An 18,754-nucleotide genomic window follows, 5' to 3' on the forward strand; every position below is an offset into this window, starting at 1 on the left:
AGCTCCGTATACGGCATACCAACTCCCCAGTTTCTTGATGCTGATCTACTCCCTTATTGTGCAATCTCGATTATGAACTGGCACACTACTTGACCATTCATGCAGGAGGTCTATTCTTTGAGCAGTTACTTATCATCCCGTACTGGTAGCGGTGTCTCCAGAATTTCCATTAGCAACTCTAGACGCGAAGGACGAGACAAAAGCAGGATAAGATTCGGCAGCGAGTAGTAGTCACCCGCAAAGCTGAAAGTATCTACTTGCACCTGTTTTTCCTGTAACCGACGCTCCAGCCAATCGTAGGTTTCTATTTTTCTAATCATAAGAGCGCACACTCGTGTGCCCCTACACCTATATACCGTGCCATAAATTTGATATTGACTAATGCAACTCAGTACCGTCTTTGCGGAGGAGGTAGCGATCGCAGTTTTGAACAGAGACAAGACGCGATCGCTCTTCTGTACCAATTTTGGCTCTAGCGATCGCGCAAAGGCGTATCCACCAAGCAATTTCTCTGTAAGATAGCTGCATCTGCTCGTAGAAGTTAGATTGTGTCATACGCGATGAAATAGCTAAAAACAAGTCAGCTAAACTTATACTTGAGCTGAGACTTCTGCAATCTGCAATCCTCCATCCCAAGTCAGCGTGACTCCATTTCAAAAATAGACACTATGACACTCAGTAGAGAGCAAGCGCTAGAAACCCTACAAACATATCTGGTCGCTGGAGAACGGCTCAAAGCCACATCATTCCTGGCGGATGCCTTGATTAATAACGGATTTGTTCAAGCCGCTGCCTTGTTTAACGATGCTCAAGAGAAAGAAATTGCCCCTGATGTTTGGATGTCGGCAATAACAACAATTGAAGATACCCCCGAAGGATCTGTAATCGATAATGTTTTGTACAGTCCACATAATTGCCACTTGATGGGCGTTTATCCAAATGAAGAAGATGACGAACCAGAGTTCACATACTCAATTGGACTTTGGTATAACTTTCAACACCCAGAAATCTTATGTGTAGGGCTTCCTAATCGCGTTTCAGGGGGACTGATTAACGAATACGCTCAAGAAATTGCCGAGGGGAATGCCCCGCCTCTGGATACTCCTTTGGATGGCGTACTTGCTGACGGTTATCAGCTCCAATTTAAACTTTGTAGTAACAAGGCAAAAACAGAATACACCTGCTGGGCTTCCTGGTTTAACGGAGGTCTCCACTATCCTGTTATCCAGATGATTTGGCAAGACAAAGAATACCGCTGGCCTTGGGAAGAAGGGTTCCGCCCAATTCAAGCTCAACCCTTGCTAACCTGAGTTGTAGGGTTTGCTTGGTATAGCCGTAACTGCCCGTAGTTTTTTAGAGTAATAAGGACGAATCCTCAATTCATCTAAAAACTTTTCGGAAATAATACTATCAATCGGAAAGTAGAACGCCAAATCCCCAGATTTGAAATTACCCTTGGCGGTAATAACCTGATACGCCATCCCTTCAAACGTGCAAATGTCTAATCTGTCTGCATTTGGGTGAGGATTGGCGCTATTAATTTTGACTATTTCTACTTTAAAAATGCTCATGACAAATTTATTAAAATTTGAAATAAGTCTGAATTCTTTTTCCCTTTGCTTTAACGCGAAAAATTCGTTTTAATATTGCTAAATCATCGGGATGCTCTTCGCCAGCAATTTGCCATACGGCAAGGGCTACCACTTTGTACGCTGTCTGTATTTCGCTCATGGCATCTTTTTGGGATGAATATATTTTTGGCAAGGATTTGCCACTAGCGGCAAATCTACATTTATCGTTGATATATTTCACCGATAGCGAAACCTATGCAGTCCAGCGTAGGGTGGGCACTGCCCACCCTACTTTTTTTGTCAGGGTAAGTTTTTTAAAACCTACCCCTACTTGTCATCCCGGACTGGCAAAGGTGTCTCCAGAATTTCCATCAGCAACTCTAGACGCGAAGGACGAGATAAAAGTGGCATCAAGTTCGGCAACGAGTAGTAATCACCCGCAAAGGTGAAAGTATCTATCTGCGCCTGTTTTTCCTGTAACTTGCGCTCTAACCAATCGTAGGAATAACCTACTTTGACGATGAGGACGCTTGGCTCTACTTTGAGCTCGCGCTTGTAGGCGTCGAAAGTTTCCACAAAGTAGGGAGCTTTATTTTCTCCTCCGTCCGTCACCAGGATGATTTGCTCAACCAGCTGCTTTCTTAGGCGCATCGCTTCCAACCCGCAACCGATGCTGGTGGCACCGTTTGCTTTGATGTGCTGGAATGCCCGTTCCCAGTCGCTCAACTGGTTCCCGGACGCTTTGACGGGGTAAGGCATGGTGTCAAAGGCGTAGACAAATAAATCTGCCGCCGCCATGCCGGAAATTAGAGCGGCGATGCGCTTTCCGACTTCGATGGCGCTTTCCATCGAGCTAGATTTATCAACTAATAAGGCAGTCGGTTTAGCAATTTTGCCACGCTTTTTTACCTGTTCGTCCATGACCCGCTCTAACCGTGCAGCGGTATCGGCGTCTAATTCTGCCGCATCTGCTGCTACACGCGCTTTTAAAGCTGCTACTCGGATATCTCCTTGCGCTTTCTCCAATTTCTCGTCGATGAGTGCTTTTACCTGGGGGTTTTCCATCGCACCGCGAGCTTGCAGTGACTTGAGGTTGTTAATTACCTCTTGTGGTGTCATGGAGTTAATCAGCGCGACTAGCACGGTGGGGGTCATTTGTTTGATGGCTCCCACGGCAACTGTGTAGGGAATTTTGTGTTCTACAATCAGTTGCGCTTGCTCTAAGGGTGAAGATGCGATCGCCATCAGCTTCAGCGCAAACGCGAGGCTATCTTCTGGCGGGTTGTCCTTAAATAACACTGCATCCGCGCGATCGCTCGGTTTAATATGCAAACTAGCATACAGGTGCTTCATCGCACTCCGTGCCCGTAGCGCTGCCCGATCGAAGAATACAGGATTTTTCTCCCGTTCCTTCAGATAGCGCCGCACCGCAGTTCGAGTAGAACGCGGCAACTTACCCCGGTGTTGCTTCAAGAAGTCTACAATCCGCGCGACTTGATAAGGCGGAAACTCTTGCAAAAGCACATAACCAGCGTCGCGGTGTTCCCCTAAGCTACTGCTCAGCAAACTCCCCACAAATACCTCTTTGTGGTCGCGGACATCCCCATTGCGCTGATACCAGACTGCCAAATGTCCGTAGAAGATGGGGTCGCTTTCCACCATCGTCTTGTGAACTTCACTCACCTTCTCTAGCTCCCGGTGAGGCGTGGTTAGCAGACTATTCAACATATCTAAACGCAAGTCGCGCTCGGCTGTTTGCACAGGAATCACCTCGATATAAGTCACCCCATACAAGTTGAGAAAGCTCTTGGTTACTTTGGAAATAAGTATGTAAGCTTTCTCAGTTTGGATACGGGGTGAACGCTTGAAGAATTGGAAATTATAAGCTCCGCGCAAGTCGGCAAAGCCGTTTCACTTTTTCTGGTGCTCTACCACTGAGCTACATCTCCAATTGGAGAGAATGGGATTTGAACCCATGACAACCAGAACCCTAGGTGTGTATCCTTCACTCATCTGGGCGCGGAGCAGAAAAATATAAGTGCCGTCTGCTCTTGGAGATAAAGTCACGTCGCCTAAAAGCGTCGGTTTCGCTTCCACGGCTACTGGCAGATGGCTTCAAAATCAGATACTTCTATATACTACAAAAGTAATACAATACCGTCAAGAGACTGGAAAAAAATTTTTGCGCTTTAGAGACTGACGATAGAATACAAATTCTCTACCAAGTCAGAACACCTGTATGGGGATGGTTCATTTCTATCGCCGTCCGGTTGCGGTCGATTTATTTGCGGGTGCGGGTGGATTTTCTTTAGGGATTGAGCAGGCTGGGTTTGATGTAGCGGTGGCAGTTGAAGTTGACCCCGTTCACGCAGCCGTTCACGCCTTTAACTTTCCCCATACCGAGGTTTTGTGTGCCGATGCGAGGACGCTATCCGCTGAAGCGATTAGAAAAGCGCTACAGAGATGGGCATTGCACAAGGGTAGCAGCGGGGTTTCCCCACCCGCACCCGCTTGGAATGGTGAAATCGATTTAGCAATTGGGGGACCCCCTTGCCAAGGGTTCTCTTTAATGGGCAAGCGGCGTCTCGACGATGAGCGCAACGATTTGGTATTGCATTTCTGTCGATTAGTCATTGAACTGCAACCCCGTTACTTTCTCATGGAGAACGTACCCGGCATTGCTCAGAAAGAACACGCGATTTATCTGGAACGGCTCAAGAGTGCGTTTAAATCCGTTGAGTACCACATCACCGAACCCGTGCAGGTATTAAATGCGGCGGATTTTGGGGTGCCGCAGAATCGGAAAAGGCTATTTTTATTAGGAACTCGTGCCGGGGAGGTGCCTTTGTCTTATCCTGTTGTCGCAGGTTTTGTCGCAGGTAAAGGCGTTAAGACAACCTTCCCCGATACTTCATTCCCGGATACTTTATTCCCCGATACTTCATTCCCCGATATTTCCTTGCCAAAGACTTCCTTGCCAAAGAAAAGAGGCAAAAAGAAGAATCCTTTGAGCCTGCACTCTTTATCCTTTCGAGTGACCGTGAAGGATGCGATCGCCGATCTCCCCAACCTAGATGATTTTCCCGAACTCCTGACAACTGATGAAGTCTTGCTACAGCAGCGACAACTAGAGCAGATGGAGACATTAGCCAGCATCTATGCACAGCACTTAATGGGGATCGCACCCGAACCGAATAATTTCGCCTATCCCCGGCTAGTCAATCCTCATCTGTTGACTAGCTCTCTGCGAACCCAACACACGGTAGCTTCGATTGAACGGTTCGAGAAAACAGTGCCCGGACAGCTAGAATCGGTGAGTCGCTTTCGACGGTTGAATTGGGATACGCTGTCTCATACCTTACGCGCCGGTACGGGTTCTGGAGGCGGTCGCTACACCTCTCCCCGTCCGATTCATCCAACTTATCCCAGAGTGATTTCAGTCCGCGAGGCGGCGCGACTGCACTCTTTTCCGGACTGGTTCCGCTTCCACACAACAAAATGGCACGGGTTTCGACAAATTGGAAACGCCGTGCCGCCAAAACTGGCAAGAGCCGTCGGGTATCAAGTTATTGCTGCCTTAGGGATCAGACCACCCATGCCACAACAGCCGATAAATTTGGGTGATATCGAGCTAGTGAGGTTTAACCCGTGGGACGCGGCTCACTATTGGATAAGCGTCAATCGTCATGGTTGATTGCAACCCACTACTGAGAACTGACGACTGACAAATCGCTAAATCTACTTTTGTACCTGACTCTTGGTTGCAGAGACAGGATTGTATCCCGGTGCTCCTGGAGGATTTTGGGATTCAGCAGCCCCTTCTGTAGGACCCGCGATCGCTTTCCATGCAGGAAAACCGCCTTTGAGTTCAGCCACGGACTGGAATCCAGCCGAGCGAAGTTCGGAAGCTGCGCGAGAGGTTTCGGTGTCGCTGTCGCCATAGACGTAGATATCGCGGGCGGGACGAAGGCTAGTTTTCGCACGCTCTACTAATTCATCCATCGGCATGGACATGGCTCCCATGATGTGGCCTTCGTTGAAGGCACCGCGCTCGCGCACATCGAGAATTGTTAAAGCTGGCTCGCCCCATTCCAGACGGGATTTCAGGTCATTCACGCTGGACTGCGTTTTCATTCCCGGTGGGGTGGGAGTAATATCTGGAAGGGCTTCTTTTGCCTTAGAAATGGTGTCTTGAACCTTGGCACTAGCGCTTTCAACGCCACTTACGGCTTTGTCTTTAGCGCCTTCAATGTTGTTTTGAATGTCACTCATAAAAAAACTCTAAGTAATTGATCTCTTCAATGGAAATTTAATCAAAATTTGATATTTAACTTCTCTTTCTGGAGAAAGAACATTTAAATAATCCTTCTTTAGGCAGAGTAAAGTGTTAGAATTCCTATCCCAATTGACAAATATTTTCGGCAAAATTGCGGCAAATAAACAGCAACTCTCGCCTAAACTAAACTGGATCTCATGGTGTCTAGTATTCAAACTCTACCGGCAGAGGTAGTAAATTTAATCGCCGCTGGAGAAGTCATTGACTCTTTGGCGGCTGTAGTGCGGGAATTAGCGGAAAATGCCCTTGACGCTGGTGCAACGCGCATCAGCATTTGCCTATCGCCGGAACAGTGGCGGGTACGAGTCGCAGACAATGGCTGCGGCATGGATTTGGTAGACCTGAAACAAGCTGCAACTGCCCACAGCACCAGCAAAATCCGCGACTTAGAAGACTTGTGGAAAATTAGCAGTCTGGGATTTTGGGGAGAGGCTTTGCACAGTTTGGCAGCTTTACCTTGCCAAAGCTAGTTACGGAGAATTAGCTGAATGCGAGTTGCTAGATGCTATCTCAGCACGCATCCTCTCCAGATTTTTCCGAATAGTAACAGGTTGAGGATGATTTGCTCCTAATGCGCGATCGCTAATTTCTAATGCTTGCAGATACAATGGTTCCGCTTCGCTGTAGCGTCCTTGACTTCGGTAGAGTTCGGCTAAGTTGTTGAGGCCGGTGGCAATGTGTGGATGGTCGGCGGGGAGACTTTTTTTATTGATGTCAATTGCTTGCAGATACAAAGGTTCCGCTTCGCTGTAGCGTCCTTGATTTCGGTAGAGTCCGGCTAAGTGGTTGAGGTGGGTGGCAATTTGTGGATGGTCGGCGGGGAGACTTTTTTTATCGATGTCAATCGCTTGTAGATACAATGGTTCCGCTTCGCTGTAGCGTCCTTGACTTCGGTAGAGTCCGGCTAAGTTGTTGAGGTCGGTTGCTATTCCTGGATGGTCGGCGGGGAGACTTTTTTTATCGATGTCAATCGCTTGCAGATACAATGGTTCCGCTTCGCTGTAGCGTCCTTGATTTCGGTAGAGTTCGGCTAAGTTGTTGAGGTCGGTTGCTATTCCTGGATGGTCGGAGGGGAGACTTTTTTTATCGATGTCAATCGCTTGTAGATACAATGGTTCCGCTTCGCTGTAGCGTCCTTGACTTTCGTAGAGAAGGGCTAAGTTGTTGAGGTGGATGGCAATATTGGGATGGTCGGCGGGGAGACTTTTTTTATGGATGTCAAGTGCTTGCAGATACAATGGTTCCGCTTCGCTGTAGCGTCCTTGACGATAGTAGAGTCCGGCTAAGTTGTTGAGGTCGGTGGCAATTTCTGGATGGTCGGAGGGAAGACTTTTTTTATCGATGTCAAGTGCTTGCAGATACAATGGTTCCGCTTCGCTGTAGCGTCCTTGACTTTCGTAGAGACCCGCTAAGTTGTTGAGGTCAGTTGCTATTCCTGGATGGTCGGCGGGGAGACTTTTTTTATCGATGTCAATCGCTTGCAGATACAATGGTTCTGCTTCGCTGTAGCGTCCTTGACTTCGGTAGAGTCCGGCTAAGTTGTTGAGGTCAGTTGCTAATTCTGTTAATAACCTTAACTCTTTTTCTAAAGCAATAGCCCTGCCAAAATACTCTATTGCCAGTTCTTGTTCTTTTTGGTAATCTTGACACTCTCCCCGCTCCACTCTTCTTTTATAAATATTCCCAATCCTAGAATATAAGACAGCCAAATTAGGGTCTTTAGTCCCTCGTTGCTGTTCGATTTGTTGAATCAATTGTTGTAAATCTTCTATAGGCAAAAAATAAGGGTCTTCATCATCTTTGTTAGCCATGTCACTGTCATCTATAAATGTCCGAAATGGCGAAATTTCCCTAATCGGGATTAAAGCCGTTTTTTTCGACTCGAAGCGAAAGACACCTTTGCGCCAACTCCAAAAATCAGGAGCTTTTTTACTTAAATTGCTGAGAATTTGATTATTTATCCAGAGGACAATAGGATAAGGAAATTCTCGCAATCCTTCCCGCGTCCACTGTAAATAACCGAAAAAAACCTCTTGTTCCGAACGCTCTGCACCGAGTTTTAGGAAATAAAGTTGCTCTGTACCAGTGATAGTTAAAACTGCTTTACCTTGATTTTGTAAATACTCATCTTTTTGTACTAATTCAGCGATCGCAGCTCTAAGACTTGGTTCGCCTCGCGCTAATGTTACTCGATAGGAACGAATCTCTGGAGCTAGTTCAGCTTCATAACGAGCAATTATTTGTTCGCGAAAATTGTTGTCATCGCAAACTGCAATTAATATACTTAATATGCCTTCGCTAGCTTCAATTGCCACTAGCAAATCTTCATAAGCTATTTCATTTTTTTCCTCCCAATCTGAAGCGTGATATCGAATCATTAAATTAACCCCCTATCTCTCAACAAATCGATAACTATGGGGTGAACGTCGTACCAATTTTGACGATTACGATACTCTAGTACATAGAGTCCGTGCAGTAAATCCAAAAATTCTGAACTTTTCGGGTCGTTTGGTTCAAAGTTTTGGTAAGTTGTTTGTAATATTTCGTAATCTAATTTACCTAAAGGCACGGCAAAGTCATTGCGAATATTGTTAATAGCTTCATCTAATATTGTATCGTTAATAGTCAATGGTCGCTGCGGCTGTCGTCGCACTAAGCGCAGACAGATTCGACAACATTCATTAGCCAGACGAATCAATTCTCGCAACACTCCGCCGCTAGCAATGACAATTTTTTCTGCTGTCTGCCTTTCTAGTAAAGTGTTAGAAATCCGCTTACTAATGACTTCGCACAAAATATTCATCGCTTCAGCGCGAGGAATTGGATTCGGTTGGCGGCTAGCTCCTTTCTCAAATAATTTGATGACTGGCATTGGCACAACTTGGTCGTTAGTTTCCGTCTCAATTAAAGGTCTGAGAAATTTATCGCGCAAGACGGCAATTGGAATCGTGTAAATAACGCGAAACTGAGGTAAACAAAGGGCTTTAATATTATCGCGATAAATATCGTTAACTCGTGCTAACTCTATTTTATCTAAATCGTCGATAATAACTAAAACATCTTTATTCGTTGATGCCTGAATGACAGCAGCAATTTCATTGATTCGGGCTACTAGTTCGGAAATTTTTCTTTCAAACTCCTGTTTAATTTCATGACGAATCGCGGCATCTGCCTTCAGTTTGCCTCCGATTATTTTAAATAAATCAAAACCAGCAGAAGTTTCCGCGCTCAGCTTTTCTTCCTCGATTTTAGTTCTGGTAGCAAACCACTTATGAAAAGCATCTTTAGTTTTAGGAGGAATTTGTACTTGGTTCTTTTCCGCCTCTACCATTAAATTAACTGCGATCGCAAACAAAATATTGATATGATTTACATCCGACATTTCAATCGTGTCCGATATGGAAAAGAACACGACAAAATAGCGATCGCCACATCGCCGCCCAAATTCAGCTAACAATGTAGACTTGCCACAACCGCGATGTCCCGTAAAAATAATCTTGCCATCAGCAGCAGGACTATCCTCTACTAATTGCTCTAATTCCTCAATGATTTCGCTACCATAATCAACGCGAAATTTCTTGAGTTCATTTTCGTCTATTAGCGGCAATAAATCTAAGTTCCTATAAGCTTCCCGAAAAGATTCTAATAACTCGCTGGTCATCGCGTTATGCTGTATTGGTGCTAACTACTCATATCATGTCCTATCCCCAAGTTGTCTGGTGTCTGGTATTCAAACTCTACCGACAGAGGTAGTCAATCTAATTGCCGCCGGAGAAGTCATTGACTCTTTGGCTGCTGTGGTGCGGGAATTAGCGGAAAACGCCCTTGACGCCGGTGCAACGCGCATCAGCATCTCCCTATCGCCGGAACAGTGGCGGGTACGAGTCGCAGACAATGGGTGCGGCATGGACTTGGTAGACCTGAAAGAAGCTGCAACTGCCCACAGCACCAGCAAAATCCGCGACTTGGAAGACTTGTGGAAAATTAGCAGTCTGGGATTTCGGGGAGAGGCGTTGCACAGTTTGGCGGCTTTAGCAGAATTGGAGATTTTTAGTCGTTCTGCGGGAAGTTCTGAAGGTTGGCGAGTGGTTTATAACTCAGTCGGGGAATCCGTGCAGGTGGAAACTGTAGCGATCGCTCCCGGTACGGTTGTCACCGTCTCTAATCTGTTTGGCAATTGGTTGGCGCGGCGTCAGGGAATGCCTTCCGTCGCCCAACAACTCAGATCAGTGCAAGCCACGATTCAGCAAATCGCCCTTTGTCATCCTCATGTCACCTGGCAGGTTCAGCAAAATGACCGCCAATGGTTCACCATTAGTCCTGGGAAGACAGCGCAACAGATTTTGCCTCAAATTCTCCGGGAAATCCGACCGAGTGATTTGCAGCATCTGACAGTGGAAGTGCCAACATTCCCAGAAAAAATCCCAGAAAAAACAGGAACAGACACGCCGGGGAGCCAGGGAGAATCCAATTCCCGTCAAAACTCAACCCTGACAGTGGTACTCGGCTTGCCAGACAGATGCCATCGCCGCCGTCCCGATTGGGTACGAGTGGCGATGAATGGACGGCACGTAAAGTCGCCGGAACTGGAGCAAACGATTCTGGGGGCTTTAATGCGAACGCTACCGCGCGATCGCTATCCGATCTGTTTTCTGCATCTTTTCATCTGTGCCAGTCAAATAGACTGGAACCGCCATCCCGCCAAAGCCGAAATTTACTTAAACCAGCTCAATTACTGGCAAGAACAGGTGACATCAGCGATTGAGCAAGCCTTGCGTCTGAATGTGGGGACAATTCTGGAAAAAACCCCAGAGCGAGTTAGCCGCCTGATCAAAGCAGCGGAAGCGAAAAGTGCCTACAGCGTCAATCGTTCCCTTCAATCGCAGCCAACGGATACTCAGGCAAAGAAAACTGATGAGATCGGATTGATGGAACTCCGAGCCGTTGCCCAAGTTCACAACACCTACATTGTGGCAGAGCATCCGGCTGGGGTGTGGTTGGTGGAGCAGCACATTGCCCACGAACGGGTTTTGTACGAGCAGTTGTGCCAAGCTTGGCAACTCGTCCCCCTAGAACCCCCCGTCATCTTGAATCATCTCTCTCCCGCCCAGATCCAGCAACTCGAACAGATCAACTTAGATATAGAACCTTTTGGAGAGCAACTGTGGGCGATTCGCACGGCACCCGCACCCTTACAAGAGCGAGAAGATCGTGCCGACGCCTTAGTGGAACTCAGCTTAGGTGGAGATTTGCAAACCGCTCAAGTAGCGATCGCCTGCCGCACCGCCATCCGCAACGGGACTCCTCTCGGCTTGCCCCAGATGCAAACTCTCTTAGAGCAATGGCAGCGAACTCGTCATCCTCGCACTTGTCCCCACGGTCGTCCAATTTATTTGTCCCTAGAAGAATCAGCGCTTTCGCGTTTCTTCCGCCGTCATTGGGTAATTGGCAAAAGTCATGGGATTTAGAGATAATTCAGTAAGGACACGGCAATGCCGTGTCCTTACTGAATTATCAAGAATCAGCAGTAACCTTTTGTTTCTTTTTCCTCCCTTCTCTCTTGATATTGTGTTCGTACCAATTCATCAAAGGAGTAGCACTAATCCCATGCAAAAATACAGAAATCACGATGACGATGTAAGTAATCCAGGCAATTTGTTCGCCCAAAGTATCTTTTAAACCTTCGCCAAAAGCATAGGAAAGATAATATAAAGAACCAACGCCACGAATACCAAACCAGCCAAACAAAAAGCGGGTTTCAGAGGGGTAGCGACGACCGAGAAAGCTAATCCAAACTCCCAGAGGTCGAATCAAAAAAATCAACAAGACTGCTACCAAGAGACCCTGACCACCAAACTGGCGAATCGGCTCATACCGCAATAGCGTTCCTAAGATCAAAATTGTTGCAACTTCCAGTAATTTCTCAACTTGTTCGGTGAATTCAAATTGCGAAATTTTCTTTTCGGGATCGTGGTAACTCCGCTGAACGACGACTCCAGCCACAAAAACTGCCAAAAAGCCGTAGCCATTAACAATTTCTGTCAAAGCATAGGTAATTAAAATCGTACTGAGAGCAACAAAATCCTCCATCAACTCATCGACCTGGCGGAAACGTTGCAGTTGCTGGTCAACCAAAACAACCATTTTTGCCGCGATAATTCCCATGACAATGCCAGCTGCGATCGCCCAAAGTAAATCAACCGCTACCCATTGTTTAAACCAGTTGTCCCAGTTGCTATCTTTTAAGGAGTGAATCCCGAAATAAACAAACGGAAAAGCGAGCGCATCGTTTAAACCCCCTTCCGAAGTTAAACCAAAGCGCAGCTCATCTTTATCTTTTAGATCTCCCATCTGAACTTCTGAAGCCAAGACTGGATCGGTTGGGGCGAGAATTGCACCGAGTAAAATCGCTGGACCCCAATCCATTTTTAAAAACCAGTGACCAACCGCAGCGATCGCAAAAATTGAAATCGGCATCAGAAATCCAATCAACCGCACTGTTGTGTTCCACGACCTTAATCTGAGTGGGCGATTCATCTTTAGACCGCAGTTAAAGACGGAGACAATCACCACAAATTCCGTTAGTCGTTCCAGAAATTCGGCGTCTGGTCGTATCTGAATTAACTTAAGCCCGTATTGCCCTAATCCGATACCCACGAGCAGGTAAATGATGGCATAGGAGAGGGGTAATCGTTTAATCCAGCCCGATCCCAAAGTAACCATCAGCAGGAGTAGACCAATCACCAACAGGTCAAGAATATAGATAGATACAGGAGGGAATAGGACTTGGAGCATACATTTAGCGATCGCATAGTTGAAAACAGTACCCTCTGAACTCTACTGACTTGCCGAAGACCCCAAATCATCACCGGGCTAGATTTTAGACAAAATGCGATCGATCCACTTTTACGACTGAAGGCTGAGGATCGCACTCCTTAAAAGCCTCTAAACCCTGACGCCAAATTATCCTGTAGTGGAAGGTTTTCTAGTGGAAGGTTTTCGCTCCAGATTACAGCGATCGCATCGCTGCCTCTGCTAGCTTAGTTTTGCGATCGATAAAAGGAAAAAATAAAAGGAAAAACGCCATGACACTGCCTGATGGGCCGCAGACGCTGCAATTCCTGCAACTACTCCAATGGATTTCCCAGCCCGTGCAGTACCTAGAAACGTCTGTTAAAGCTTATGGTGACTGCTTCACAGCCCGCTGGGGTGGCTTTCCCCCGTATGTACTCATTAGCAATCCGCAAGGAATTCAGGAGCTGTTAACGGCAGATCCCAGACAATTTAACAGCGGTAGTGGGAATAAGATTTTACAACCTTTGCTGGGCGACCAATCTCTGATATTACTAGATGGCGATCGCCACCAGCGCCAGCGACAGCTATTGACTCCCCCCTTTCACGGGGAACGAATGCGAGCTTACGGCAAGTTGATTTGTGACATTACCGAGGAAGTCATGAATCGGCTAACGATTGGCAAACCCTTCCTAATTCGTGCCGCCGCGCAAGAGATTTCTCTGGAAACCATCTTAGGCGCTGTCTTTGGCATCAATGAGGGTCAGCGTTTCCAGGAACTCAAGGGACTCCTTACTTCGATGCTGGATGCTGTGAGTTCTCCCCTTTCCTCCGCCGTCCTCTTTTTTCCATCACTCCAACGAGATTTGGGTTCTTGGAGTCCTTGGGGAAAATTTCTTCGCCAACGGCAGCAAGTTGACCGACTCATTTACGATGAGATTCAGCAACGCCGGGAGCAATTCGATCCAGAGCGCACAGATATTCTTACGCTGTTGATGTCTGCGCGGGATACGGACGGGCAACCAATGACGGATGAAGAATTGCGCGATGAGTTAATGACCTTCCTGTTGGCGGGTCACGAAACCACTGCTTCAGCGATCGCTTGGGCATTGTATTGGATACACCGTCAACCAGAGGTACATGACAAGCTTCTCCAGGAACTCAATAGTGTTGGGGATGTTTCAGATGTCAGCGCCATTTCTAAACTTCCCTACCTCAACGCTGTTTGCTCGGAAACGTTGCGAATTTATCCAGTGGCGATATTTACTTTTGGTCGAATTACGCGATCGCCAGTACAACTGATGGGCTATCAATTTGATGCCGGTACACCGCTTGCTGCCTGTATTTATCTGGTTCATCACCGTGAGGATATTTACCCCCAAGCAAATTCTTTCAAGCCTGAACGCTTTTTGGAACGGCAATTTTCTCCCTATGAATATTTGCCCTTTGGTGGCAGCAACCGTCGTTGTATCGGGATGGCATTTGCCTTGTTTGAAATGAAGCTGGTACTGGCAAAGATGCTTTCGCGTTATCAACTAGCTCTCACCGATCAACGTCCGGTTAAACCTGTCCGTCGTGGCGTTACCTTAGCACCCCCGGCAACGATGCAGATGCTTATCACCAGTCAGCGTCCCCAGAATACTCAAACACATCAGCCCCTTTCTACGTCTGCATAAATAACTGTTCGCTCAATTGTCATTCAGTTTGAGCTTTAGCCAGTCCAATCAGGATTTACAAGAAACGCTTGGAAAACTAACAGGTACGGCTGAAGATATGCAAAAGACTCTATACACTGCAAAAATGGCTTGTGAAAATCCCTAGTAAATTTGCACAGTTCTGACTCTTATTGATTCCTTCTGTCTTCAGTCCTATCTTCTAATGAAAAGGTCATGGGCTTAAAATATGCAAGTCTTGGTACCAAATCTTCTTTCCCATGTCCTCTTGCAATTCACAGCAGCGGCGGGAAAACCCCGCCTCTACAGGATTCAGCAGTTTTTAAAGTCAGGACATCCAGAGGCGATCGCTACCAAGATAGCGATCGCCTCTGGTTTAAGATTGAGAAAAACAACGATTTGGTAAATAGGGTGAAGTAAATGCTCAATTTCTATGTATTTTTAGCTAAAGGCTGCTTAAAATCTGGAACTTTTAAGTGTTTTCTTCATTCTCAGATTTGTTGAAGCATAGTATCTTTAGTTAAGAACTAATCAGGGCAAAATAATGATAATACTTAACATTATTCTAATTTGTGCAGGTTTAGGGATTAGTAGTTGGTTACTTTTAAGTTATGGAAATGAGTTAGTTAAAGCGATAAATGTCTTGTTTTCAGGATTAGAATCTATATTTATGGTGATTATCGTTATTGTTTTTAAAAGTGTAAAATCCATAATAATTGGAGGAATCATTGCTCTAGTCTGTGCTGGAATATTTAAAATAGCGGGTGCCAAGATAAGCCTTTTAAAAGCCGCTGCGATTGCAGTAGGAATTATATCTTTCGCTTTTCTCATGCTTAAAACCTTCGTAGAAGAGTGGAGTAACTTTTACTGGAGTATCCGCAATGTGATTCGCAACAAATATCGCTAATGGTAAAAACATCTAGTTTCTAAACAGAGCAAACTAAGCTAAGATTTTGAAGATTGTCATCTTCCAGTTTTTCTTATGAGAATTGCCCAAATTGCACCGCTGTGGGAACGAGTGCCACCTTTTCGCTACGGCGGGATTGAACTCATTGTCAGTTTACTAACTGATGAATTAGTTCGGCGCGGTCATCAGGTAACATTATTCGCCTCTGGAGACTCGATTACAAAAGCTCAGATGAAGTCAGTGCATAACCAGGCGCTGCGCTTAGATTCAAAGATTAAAGAGCCTGGAGTTTATGAGCTAATGATGCTCTCTCAGGTCTATCAACAGGCGCATCACTTTGATATTATTCACTCCCATGTCGGCTATGCAGCTCTGCCCTATACGCCTTTTGTGAAGACGCCGACCGTACACACCACACACGGCATTTTCACACCAGATAATGAGAAAATATTCCGGCAATTTGCATGGGAGCCTTATATCAGTATCAGTGAAGCTCAGAGAGAACCCCGACTCGGTTTAAATTACATCCATACGGTCTACAACGGCATCGACCCAGCAGTATATCCCTTTCAGGAAAAAGCAATTGAACCGCCCTATCTAGCCTTTGTGGGGCGTATTTCCCCAGAAAAAGGTCCGGAAGGAGCAATAAAAATTGCTCGTGCCAGCGGCTATCCTTTAAAAATGGCAGGTAAGGTTGACCCGGTAGACAAAGTTTATTTTCATGAACAGATAAAACCGCTGATTGATGGCGAACAAATCCAATATCTCGGTGAAGTTTCTCACGAAGAAAAGGCGCAGTTACTAGGAGGTGCCACCGTGACGCTATTCCCGATTACCTGGCGGGAACCATTTGGCTTGGTAATGATTGAATCGATGGCAACGGGGACGCCGGTGATTGGAATGGCGATGGGTTCGGTGCCAGAAGTCATCGCGCATGGCAAGAGTGGATTTGTTTGTCACTCTCTGCAAGAAATGATTGACGCAATTCCACAAGCGATAACCTTAAACCGCCAGACGTGCCGAGACTACGTTTTGAATCGCTTTAGCGTCAAGACGATGGTGGATGAGTATGAACGAGCTTATCAAATGACGCTAATGGGGAATCCGGAAGGAGTAAAACACTAGCAAATTACTAATTTTTGGCATAAGTTTTTTCCTTGAATTTGATTAATTCTAAGGGATCTAAACCAGAGGGCGTCATCAATTCTTTTGCTAATAAATACCCGGCACAAGTCCAGGTTTGATGCCTTCTGGCTTCTCGACCAATTAAGTGACCGCTTTTCCCGTCATAATATTCAGGCCAATCTTCTTTTTGCAAACGTTTTCCAGCTTTTTCAATTGCTGCTTTTGCAAACTGCATATATTCTTCTTCTTTTGCATCTTGACCCAATTTTCGAGCGGCGGCTGCCCACATCCACATCAAAACAGGCCAACTTCCCCCATTGTGATACGACCAAGGGCTATTTTTAGGATCGCAACCCGTCAAAATTCTCCAATCTTCGTCTTCTATGGCTGGATAACAGATTTTGAAAGGCATTTGTCCAATTAGCTCTTTATCTCGTTTTTCGATGAGATTCATGATTTTTTCGGACTGATCGTTGGTAACTAAGGAACAAACGATTGCCATCAAGTTACCAACCGAAAAGAATCGAAAATCCATCTGCGATGGGCCAATATTTCCAACTAAATAACCCCCGTCTTCTGGCAGCCATTCGTCTAAATTAGCATAAGGAATAGATGCGGCATAGATATTGTATTTGTTGATAGCGGTTGCCCCATATTCCTCAACATTGTACTGATAGGTTTGATTTAAACGATCCATATCCATCCAATACTCAGTCCGAATATGGTTAGCCAGAGAACCCAATCGTTTCTCTATCGCTGAGAGAATATCTTTATTGTTGTGATTTTTGCGGTCGAGTAGCTCATCAGCAGCACGCAAGGCAGCGTAGAATAGGACTTGGATTTCTAGTGGGTATCCATAGATGCCCATTCGACGGTCAATCATAAAAGCTCCATCGGGAACTAAGAGAGTAGGTTCTCGATCGAAGCGATCGCTAAAACAAAGTTCCAGAATTAATCTGATTCCTTCTTGGAAGTCGGCTTGATGGACTAAAGAGGTGTCGCCCGTCGCTTTCCAATAAGCCCGCAACAGGATAATCCACCAGAGGCTAGAATCAACTGGCGTGACTCTAGCGATCGCGTGCTGACCAAAATCGGGGTCTAAGTGTTCTTTGCCCTTCTTATTCTTAATAATTTTGAAGCTAGCTGGCATTAAAACTCGACCCGTATTCAAAAAAGTTTCGGATCTTTCTTGCTGGTGTAGTTCTAACGTTACTTCTAGAAAATTTTTGACAATTTCCTTGCCGTTGACTGTCACCTCTTTTTTGTTATCAAGTTGAACGGAAAATTCACCTTTAACTAAAAATAAAAGTGCTACTGGAACAAAATCACGAATAAAAACTTGGTCATAATTCAGCGTATCTCTACTAACTTTTTTGGGGATATTTATTTCATTTTTATCTTTTTTATAAGTATGAGCGGCTGGAGTTCCAACCAGCCGTCCTTTATAAGAGATAAGCGAATCCACCAGTATTTGTAATGCTTCTATTTCCAGTGCCTCTACTCCCATCAGATGCGAACCTCCTTAATTTCTAGAGCAATCTATTATACGAGATGCTGCTTCATCACAGACACTTTTAAGCCAGAGAATTGTGCAACATAATCCCTTAAATAGAGCGTACTATAGAATGCAGGGTGTGGTGTATTGTTGAATTTCCATTTAACGCCGTCATCCCCGCAAAGGGCATGATTGACCAGGTTGAGCGAAGAAAAAATCCGTCCGCAGTAAGAGAGTTGGAAAAAAATTGGAAATTTTGTTCTCTCCGAACGATAGAGCGGATCGTTGATTAGATTTGTAGAAGTATAAAAAGGGCACATTTGTCGAAACCTCGATCCTCTACTGAATATCAGTAGCGATGGGTAAGGTTTTAAATTAGATCGTGTGACCCTGATTAAAGCCTCACAAAGACCCTGTATTCTTGAGCAGAAACCTGATTCATGGCACCGGATATTCTTGAACTGGACGGAAAAACCTTTGTTCCCGCACAAGAGCTGCCCATTCCAGAGTGGCCTTGCGTTCTTGGCGATCGCCCCCAACCGACTCTTACTATTAAAGACAATGACCTGTTTTTAGTCACCGATACCCTGGGCAACATTGCCGGGTGTTTAGGCGATGACATGAATGCCAGCATGGGGCTTTTCTGCGCCGATACGCGGTTCCTTAGTCGCCTGGAACTGCAAATTAACGGACGCTCCCCCGTCTTGCTCAGTAGCACAGCTGACAAAGGATTTGCCCTTTCAGTTCTGTGTACCAATCCCAGCATGGACGGAGGAGAGCGATTAGAGGGAGGGGATAAATTAGAGCCAAATGAGCAAATTGACGGCGGGGCAATTTTTGACTTTGCACCTCTTC

General features: G+C 45.8%; 18 protein-coding genes and 1 pseudogene. 9 read left to right on the forward strand and 10 right to left on the reverse strand.

Annotation, left to right across the window (positions count from 1 at the left end; translation table 11 throughout):
- Positions 1-125 precede the first annotated feature (125 nt).
- Both NDA06_RS22970 and NDA06_RS22975 read right to left on the reverse strand, forming a co-directional pair.
- Entirely contained in the window at positions 126-320 is a 195-nt protein-coding gene (locus tag NDA06_RS22970) for a hypothetical protein (protein ID WP_190429779.1), read from the reverse strand.
- Positions 321-378: 58 nt separating this feature from the next.
- Complete coding sequence (locus tag NDA06_RS22975; protein WP_190986186.1) at positions 379-555, reverse strand: hypothetical protein; 177 nt, start codon at positions 553-555, stop codon at positions 379-381.
- A gap of 113 nt (positions 556-668) precedes the next feature.
- Between NDA06_RS22975 and NDA06_RS22980 the strand changes: the two genes are divergently transcribed.
- Positions 669-1,310, forward strand: coding sequence for a DUF4262 domain-containing protein (locus NDA06_RS22980; RefSeq protein WP_190986187.1), 642 nt, complete (start codon positions 669-671; stop codon positions 1,308-1,310).
- Here NDA06_RS22980 and NDA06_RS22985 read toward each other — a convergent pair.
- From NDA06_RS22985 to NDA06_RS22995, 3 genes are all read right to left on the reverse strand, one after another.
- Complete coding sequence (locus tag NDA06_RS22985; RefSeq protein ID WP_199300373.1) at positions 1,302-1,571, reverse strand: hypothetical protein; 270 nt, start codon at positions 1,569-1,571, stop codon at positions 1,302-1,304. The two genes, NDA06_RS22980 and NDA06_RS22985, sit on opposite strands and share 9 nt — an antisense overlap.
- Before the next feature lie 10 nt (positions 1,572-1,581).
- Positions 1,582-1,812 carry a hypothetical protein gene (locus NDA06_RS22990; RefSeq protein WP_190429772.1) on the reverse strand — a complete coding sequence of 77 codons (231 nt, stop codon included), beginning with the start codon at positions 1,810-1,812 and terminating at the stop codon, positions 1,582-1,584.
- 86 nt (positions 1,813-1,898) lie between these two features.
- Complete coding sequence (locus NDA06_RS22995; RefSeq protein WP_190986188.1) at positions 1,899-3,332, reverse strand: hypothetical protein; 1,434 nt, start codon at positions 3,330-3,332, stop codon at positions 1,899-1,901.
- Between the two features lie 484 nt (positions 3,333-3,816).
- Here NDA06_RS22995 and NDA06_RS23000 point away from each other — a divergent pair, with 484 nt between their 5' ends.
- Entirely contained in the window at positions 3,817-5,265 is a 1,449-nt protein-coding gene (locus NDA06_RS23000; RefSeq protein ID WP_206755379.1) for a DNA cytosine methyltransferase, read from the forward strand.
- A 44-nt stretch (positions 5,266-5,309) separates the two neighbouring features.
- Here the strand turns inward: NDA06_RS23000 and NDA06_RS23005 are convergent, their stop codons facing one another.
- Positions 5,310-5,843: a rhodanese-like domain-containing protein gene (locus NDA06_RS23005; RefSeq protein WP_190411620.1), complete on the reverse strand. Its 534-nt coding sequence runs from the start codon at positions 5,841-5,843 to the stop codon at positions 5,310-5,312.
- Between the two features lie 201 nt (positions 5,844-6,044).
- Here NDA06_RS23005 and NDA06_RS23010 point away from each other — a divergent pair.
- Positions 6,045-6,356, forward strand: a pseudogene (locus NDA06_RS23010) (ATP-binding protein); the annotation flags it as partial.
- 21 nt (positions 6,357-6,377) lie between these two features.
- Here NDA06_RS23010 and NDA06_RS23015 read toward each other — a convergent pair.
- Positions 6,378-8,285 carry a tetratricopeptide repeat protein gene (locus NDA06_RS23015; protein ID WP_348251876.1) on the reverse strand — a complete coding sequence of 636 codons (1,908 nt, stop codon included), beginning with the start codon at positions 8,283-8,285 and terminating at the stop codon, positions 6,378-6,380.
- Positions 8,285-9,568: a P-loop NTPase fold protein gene (locus tag NDA06_RS23020; RefSeq protein ID WP_190986192.1), complete on the reverse strand. Its 1,284-nt coding sequence runs from the start codon at positions 9,566-9,568 to the stop codon at positions 8,285-8,287. The genes NDA06_RS23015 and NDA06_RS23020 overlap by 1 nt, the downstream gene beginning before the upstream one ends.
- Before the next feature lie 55 nt (positions 9,569-9,623).
- On the opposite strand from NDA06_RS23020, the gene mutL reads away from it, so the two are divergent.
- Positions 9,624-11,375 carry a DNA mismatch repair endonuclease MutL gene (mutL, locus tag NDA06_RS23025; RefSeq protein WP_190986205.1) on the forward strand — a complete coding sequence of 584 codons (1,752 nt, stop codon included), beginning with the start codon at positions 9,624-9,626 and terminating at the stop codon, positions 11,373-11,375.
- Between the two features lie 46 nt (positions 11,376-11,421).
- Here the strand turns inward: mutL and NDA06_RS23030 are convergent, their stop codons facing one another.
- On the reverse strand, positions 11,422-12,702 hold the full coding sequence (locus tag NDA06_RS23030; RefSeq protein WP_190427775.1) for a sodium:proton antiporter: 1,281 nt from the start codon (positions 12,700-12,702) through the stop codon (positions 11,422-11,424).
- 290 nt (positions 12,703-12,992) lie between these two features.
- On the opposite strand from NDA06_RS23030, the gene NDA06_RS23035 reads away from it, so the two are divergent.
- The 4 genes from NDA06_RS23035 to NDA06_RS23050 all read left to right on the forward strand — a co-directional run bounded on the left by NDA06_RS23035 (position 12,993) and on the right by NDA06_RS23050 (position 16,404).
- Positions 12,993-14,375, forward strand: a complete 1,383-nt coding sequence (locus tag NDA06_RS23035) for a cytochrome P450 (protein ID WP_190986193.1) — start codon at positions 12,993-12,995, stop codon at positions 14,373-14,375.
- A gap of 226 nt (positions 14,376-14,601) precedes the next feature.
- The gene (locus tag NDA06_RS23040) at positions 14,602-14,778 is read left to right on the forward strand and encodes a hypothetical protein (protein WP_190986194.1); all 177 of its coding nucleotides are present in this window, start codon (positions 14,602-14,604) and stop codon (positions 14,776-14,778) included.
- A gap of 138 nt (positions 14,779-14,916) precedes the next feature.
- Positions 14,917-15,279 carry a hypothetical protein gene (locus NDA06_RS23045; RefSeq protein ID WP_190986195.1) on the forward strand — a complete coding sequence of 121 codons (363 nt, stop codon included), beginning with the start codon at positions 14,917-14,919 and terminating at the stop codon, positions 15,277-15,279.
- A gap of 75 nt (positions 15,280-15,354) precedes the next feature.
- Entirely contained in the window at positions 15,355-16,404 is a 1,050-nt protein-coding gene (locus NDA06_RS23050) for a glycosyltransferase family 4 protein (protein WP_190986196.1), read from the forward strand.
- Between the two features lie 7 nt (positions 16,405-16,411).
- On the opposite strand, the gene NDA06_RS23055 is transcribed toward NDA06_RS23050, so the two are convergent.
- Positions 16,412-17,911 (reverse strand): glycoside hydrolase 100 family protein, encoded by a 1,500-nt coding sequence (locus NDA06_RS23055; protein WP_190411613.1) that lies wholly within the window; start codon positions 17,909-17,911, stop codon positions 16,412-16,414.
- 428 nt (positions 17,912-18,339) lie between these two features.
- On the opposite strand from NDA06_RS23055, the gene NDA06_RS23060 reads away from it, so the two are divergent.
- Positions 18,340-18,754, forward strand: a 415-nt coding sequence (locus NDA06_RS23060) for a glycogen debranching N-terminal domain-containing protein (RefSeq protein WP_348251877.1), incomplete at its 3' end; no start/stop codon positions are given.

Source organism: Trichocoleus sp. ST-U1 (assembly GCF_039961835.1).
Classification (GTDB): Bacteria; Cyanobacteriota; Cyanobacteriia; order Cyanobacteriales; family FACHB-T130; genus FACHB-T130.